Annotated in this window: 6 protein-coding genes; 4 read left to right on the top strand and 2 right to left on the bottom strand. The window is 64.6% G+C overall.

Features of this window, described 5'->3' with window-relative positions:
• Window positions 1–105: 105 nt before the first annotated feature.
• Window positions 106–741, top strand: a complete 636-nt coding sequence (gene otnC, locus AC5JJ6_RS40105; protein WP_496047404.1) for a 3-oxo-tetronate 4-phosphate decarboxylase — start codon at window positions 106–108, stop codon at window positions 739–741.
• Here otnC and AC5JJ6_RS40100 read toward each other — a convergent pair whose 3' ends face one another.
• Window positions 742–1,215, bottom strand: a complete 474-nt coding sequence (locus AC5JJ6_RS40100; protein ID WP_496047403.1) for an OsmC family protein — start codon at window positions 1,213–1,215, stop codon at window positions 742–744. It lies immediately after the preceding gene.
• 17 nt (window positions 1,216–1,232) lie between these two features.
• Window positions 1,233–1,997, bottom strand: coding sequence for a class I SAM-dependent methyltransferase (locus AC5JJ6_RS40095; protein WP_496047402.1), 765 nt, complete (start codon window positions 1,995–1,997; stop codon window positions 1,233–1,235).
• 323 nt (window positions 1,998–2,320) lie between these two features.
• Here AC5JJ6_RS40095 and AC5JJ6_RS40090 point away from each other — a divergent pair, with 323 nt between their 5' ends.
• The 3 genes from AC5JJ6_RS40090 to AC5JJ6_RS40080 are packed head-to-tail and all read left to right on the top strand — an operon-like array spanning window position 2,321 to window position 5,204.
• Window positions 2,321–3,634: an NAD(P)/FAD-dependent oxidoreductase gene (locus AC5JJ6_RS40090; RefSeq protein WP_496047401.1), complete on the top strand. Its 1,314-nt coding sequence runs from the start codon at window positions 2,321–2,323 to the stop codon at window positions 3,632–3,634.
• Window positions 3,631–4,416 carry a lysophospholipid acyltransferase family protein gene (locus tag AC5JJ6_RS40085; RefSeq protein ID WP_496047400.1) on the top strand — a complete coding sequence of 262 codons (786 nt, stop codon included), beginning with the start codon at window positions 3,631–3,633 and terminating at the stop codon, window positions 4,414–4,416. Before AC5JJ6_RS40090 ends, AC5JJ6_RS40085 begins: the two co-directional genes overlap by 4 nt.
• The gene (locus AC5JJ6_RS40080; protein ID WP_496047399.1) at window positions 4,413–5,204 is read left to right on the top strand and encodes a glycosyltransferase family 2 protein; all 792 of its coding nucleotides are present in this window, start codon (window positions 4,413–4,415) and stop codon (window positions 5,202–5,204) included. The genes AC5JJ6_RS40085 and AC5JJ6_RS40080 overlap by 4 nt, the downstream gene beginning before the upstream one ends.
• Window positions 5,205–5,325: the final 121 nt, after the last annotated feature.

Here is a 5,325-nt window from a genome sequence, read left to right as displayed (position 1 = left end):
AACTACACCATACCTCAACCGGAAGTGTGGCAGGGTAGTGCTAGACCGACCTACGTCAAAATTCTGCGGTTAAGATTCACGACAGATGAGGGAGGAGAGAACCGGATGATGAGGGAAAACCAAGCCCGTGAAGTGCTCTGCCGGATGGGCGACCTTTTGTACCGGCGCGGTCTCGTTCACGGATCGTCGGGCAACCTCAGCGTCCGGCTCGACGACGGCTGGCTGGTGACGCCGACCAACAGCTCGCTGGGGATGCTCGACCCGGCCGCCATCTCCCGCCTCGACGCGGACGGCCGCCACGTCGGCGGCGACCCGCCGTCGAAGGAAGCCTTCCTCCATACCTGCGTCTACGATGTCCGCCCGGATGCCGGCGCCATCGTCCACACCCACTCGACGCACTCCGTCGCCGTGTCGTGCCTGGATCACAAGCCGGGCATCCCGGTGATCCCGCCGCTGACGGCGTACTATGTGATGCGAATCGGCGACTTAGCCCTGGTGCCGTACTACCGCCCCGGCGACCAGCGCCTCGCCCTGGCGGTTCGGGATGTCGCGGTCAAGCACGCGGCGGTCCTGCTGGCGAACCACGGTCCCGTAATCGCCGGCAAGACCCTCAACGACGCGCTCTACGCGCTGGAGGAGCTGGAGGAAACGGCCAAGCTGCATTTCCTGCTGCACGGCCATAACATAAGACCGCTGACGCCCGAGCAGGTCGCCGAACTCGGCGTCGTCTTCAAGAGCTGATCACTCGGTCCTGAAGACCGGCTCCACCGCGATCGGGAAGTTGACCGAGTTGGCGATGAAGCATTTCTCGTGGGCCTCATGATGCGCCCTAAGCGCCGCCGCCTCGTCGCTTCCCGGCGCCAGCGTCACCTCGGGCCGGAGCGTGACGCCGGCGAACCGGCCGCCGCCCCCGGCATCCTCGACCATCGTGCCCTCGGCATGATCGACATACCCCGTCACGACGATGCCGCCTACGGAACACAGGTGCAGGTACCAGAGCATGTGGCAGGCCGACACCGATCCAACCAGCAGGTCTTCCGGGTTGTAGCGCGCCGGATCGCCCCGGAACGACGGATCGGACGAGCCGGGGATGACCGGCTTGCCTTCCGCAACGATGGTATGAGCCCGCTGATAGGTGCGATAGCCGGAGGTTCCCGATCCGGTATTGCCGGTCCATTCAACCGTCATCGCATAGGAATGCTCTTTACCGGACATACCGCCCTCCAGCGCCGTTAGCCTCGGCGCGCAGAGTAGTTCCGGAACATGTCGAAGTCCACGTCGCAGCGGACGCCGCTAAAACCGGCATCCGTCATCGCCCGCTCGATCGTTTCGGGCGGGACGCACCGGTCGATGGTTTCCCAATAATACCGCATCAGCCGCATGCCGTCGGACCCACCGCCGGCAACCCTGGAAATCAGCGGCACCAGCCCGCCGAGATAGGCATGGACGGCGTGCCGGACCATCGGGCGGGTAGGGCGGGCGATCTCCAGCAGCAGGACCGTGCCGCCGGGCCGAAGTACCCTTCGGAACTCGCGGAACGTCGCGGTCAGGTCGGAAACGTGGCGCAGCGCGTAGCCCATCGTGACGAAATCGACGCTGGCGTCGGCCAGCGGCAGGGACTCGGCGGTCCCTTGCACCAGCGGGATATCCAGCGTCCGCCGTGCTTCCCTAAGCATGCCTTCGCTCAGGTCGAGGCCGATGACGAGACCTTGGGGGCCGGTGATCGCGGCGGCCTGCCGCGCTACCAGACCTGTACCGACCGCGACGTCCAGCACCCGATGGCCCGCCTCCAGTCCGGCGCGCATCAGGGAGTGCTTCCGGTACCAATTGCCGGAGCCGATGGAGAATAGGCCGTTTATGCGGTCGTAATGATGGGCGGTGTCGTTGAAGAGCGATCGGACGAAGCCTGCCCTGGCACTTCTTTCGCCGTAGTAGTCCGCCATCACCGGATGCGGTTCGACCGGCGCCCTTTTCAGGGTCTTCTCATCAGCGTCCAAGCCCAGTGACTCCATGATCCGACGCCAGACCGCGCCCGACTATTCGACTGCCTCCAAGTGCGGTGCGCATTGTGGGTGGGCAGTAATCGGCGATCAAGCCGATTCCAGTTCTCCCAATACGCTTACCCTTTCCGGGCATTCGGTGTGCCGACGGGCTTGATAGTACCCATTATGACTTTCGGTTATTGTATAGGCCTAACGGGAGTGACCGGATTTTGCTTCTGGTCGCTTCTCGGGCAGTTTTGGTAAAAGCTGCACCTATCCAAGCCTTCATGGGTCCAAGCCCTCGCGGGCCGGCGGCAAACTGGAAAGCGGTCAGACTGATGGTATCGGCAAATCAGGAATTCGATTGCGACGTTCTGGTCGTCGGCGGCGGTCCCGCCGGATCGACGGCATCGGCTCTGCTGGCGGAAAAGGGCCACAAGGTCATCCTGCTGGAAAAGGAACGGCATCCCCGCTTCCACATCGGCGAATCGCTGCTGCCGCTCAATCTCCCGCTGCTGGAACAGCTCGGCGTGCTGGAGGAGGTCGAACGGGTCGGTATGCTGAAATACGGCGCCGAGTTCGTGTCGCCCTACCACAACAAGGCGATCACCTTCGACTTCGCCAAGGCTTGGGACAAAAGCAAGCCCTACGCCTTCCAGGTCCGCCGGTCGGAATTTGACCATATCCTGATCCGCAATGCCGCCGCCAAGGGAGCCACCGTCGTCGAAGGCTGCAAGGTCACCGGGGTCGAGTTCCCCGAAGCCGGCGGCGCCATCGCGACCGCCAGGGACGAGGACGGCGGGACCCGTACCGTCCGTGCCCGGTTCTTGGTCGATGCCTCCGGTCGCGATACGCTGCTGGCGTCGCGCTTCGGCATCAAGAAGCGCAACCGCAAGCACAACAGCGCCGCGATGTTCGGCCACTTCACGGGAGCGCACCGGCTGCCCGGCAAGGCGGAGGGCAATATCACCGTCTTCTGGTTCGACCACGGCTGGTTCTGGTTCATCCCGCTGGCGGACGGCACGACCAGCGTCGGGGCGGTCTGCTGGCCCTACTACATCAAGTCGCGCAAGACCGACCAGACGACATTCTTCAAGGACACGATAGCCTTGTGCCCGGCGCTGGCGGAGCGGCTGAAGGACGCCGAACTGACCGGACAGGTGACGGGCACCGGCAACTTCTCGTATCAGGCCGACCGCATGACCGGGCCTGATTACCTGATGCTGGGCGACGCCTTCGCCTTCATCGATCCCGTCTTCTCGACCGGCGTCTATCTCGCGATGAACAGCGCCTTCCGGGGGGCTGACGCGGTCGATACCTGCCTGCGTGAGCCCGAGCGGGCGGAACTGGCGCTGAAGAACTTCGAGTCCGAGATCCGGCGCGGCATCGGCACCTTCTCCTGGTACATCTACCGCGTGACGACGCCGGCGATGCGCAACCTTTTCATGGGTCCGCGCAACGTCTTCCGGGTGGAGGAGGCGCTGCTGTCGCTGCTGGCCGGCGACGTCTTCCGTCCGTCTCCGATCCGCTCGAGGCTGCGTATCTTCAAGGCGATCTACTACATGAACGCGGCTCTCGACCTGAAAGCCAATGTCCGGGCGTGGTTCCGCCGCCGCCGCAACGTCCGAGTCGCAACGGGTGAGGTCACATGACGATGCGGGACGGCGCGGCTGAGCGGGCCGGCTGGACAGCCGCCCGCCCGGCCGGGCCGGTCCGCGTCGTCTGGGAATACATCCTGTTCTACGGGCTGCTGCTGCTGTTCGGCGTTCTTTGTCTTGCCTGGAGCTTGCCGGCAGCCCTGTTCGACGCGGTGCTGCCGCGCCGGTACGGTCGTCCCCTCAGCCGCTTCATGATCCGCCTCGGCTTCCGAACCTATCTGGATGCCATGAAGGCTTGCGGCATCCTGAAATGCGACCTAGGCGCACTGGATGCTCTGCGGGGCGAAGGCGGGCTGGTGATCTGCCCCAACCATCCGTCCCTGCTCGATGCGGTGTTCGTGCTCTCCCATCTGCCCAGGACGGTCTGCATCGCCAAAGCCAACGTCTACGACAATCTGTTCCTCGGCAGCGGCGCCCGGATGGCGGGCTATATCCGCAACGATGCGGCGGCGGCCTTGGTGAAATCGGCTGCCCGCGAGGTCCGGGACGGACACCAGCTCCTGATCTTCCCCGAGGGAACCCGGACGGTATCGCCACCGGTCAACCCGCTGAAGGGCGGCTTCGCCCTGATCGCCCGCCATGCCGGCGTGCCGGTCCAGACCGTGCTGATCCAATCCAACACCCGGTTCCTCGGCAAAGGCTGGAACTTCTTCCGCAAGCCCGACTTTCCGCTGGTCTACACCGTGCGTCTCGGACGCCGGTTCGAGCCTGAAGGCGATGTCCGAGCCATGGTTCGCAAAGTCGAAGACCACTACCGGGCCGAGCTCCATTCATGACGCCGTCCAAGACGCATATCGTCCTGATCCCCAGCTACAACACCGGCGCCAAGGTCTTCGAGACGGTGCGGGCGGCGCGCAGCCAGTGGGACCCCGTCTGGGTCGTCGTCGACGGCAGCACTGATGGCACCGCCGAGGAACTGTCGCGCATGGCCGAAGATGATGCTGGTCTACGTGTGCTGGTCCTGCCGGAAAACCGGGGAAAAGGCTCCGCCGTCCTCCACGGACTTCGGCAGGCGGAAGCTCAGGGCTTCACCCATGCCCTCACGATGGATTCCGACGGCCAGCACCCGGCCGACCTGATCCGGCGCTTCCAGCGGATTTCGCAGGACAATCCCGATGCGCTGGTGCTGGGCGTCCCGGTCTTCGCCGCCGATGCGCCGCGCCTTCGGGTCGGCGGCCGTAAGATCTCCAACTGGTGGGCCAACCTGGAAACGTTGTGGGGCGGCATCGGCGACAGCCTGTTCGGCTTCCGCGTCTATCCCATCGCGGCCCTGCGCGCCACCATGGAGACCAACCGCTGGATGCGCCGATTCGACTTCGACCCGGAAGCCGCCGTCCGGCTTTGCTGGATGGGCCTGCGCCCGATCAACGTCCCGGCCCCCGTCCGCTACTTCCGTCCGGAGGAAGGCGGAGTCTCCCACTTCAACTACTACCGCGACAACGTGCTCCTGACCTGGATGCACACGCGCCTGATGCTGGGATTCATCGCCCGCCTGCCGCTGCTGACATGGCGGCGGATGAGGGGGAGCCGCCTGATACCCAGAGCCGGAGAGACTGACCTGTGAGAATGCCTCGCCTCGTAGGTCGGTCTAGAGCGAAGCGGCAGCCGACAAGCAGGCGCGTTCATGTCGGCTGCCGCTTCGCTCTAGCACTACTCTGTCACTCTAAATATTTAGGTAAGTGCGG

It is taken from the genome of Skermanella sp. (genome assembly GCF_059503625.1).
Note: the sequence above shows the minus strand (reverse complement) of the source record. Positions and strands in the feature narration are given on the sequence as shown.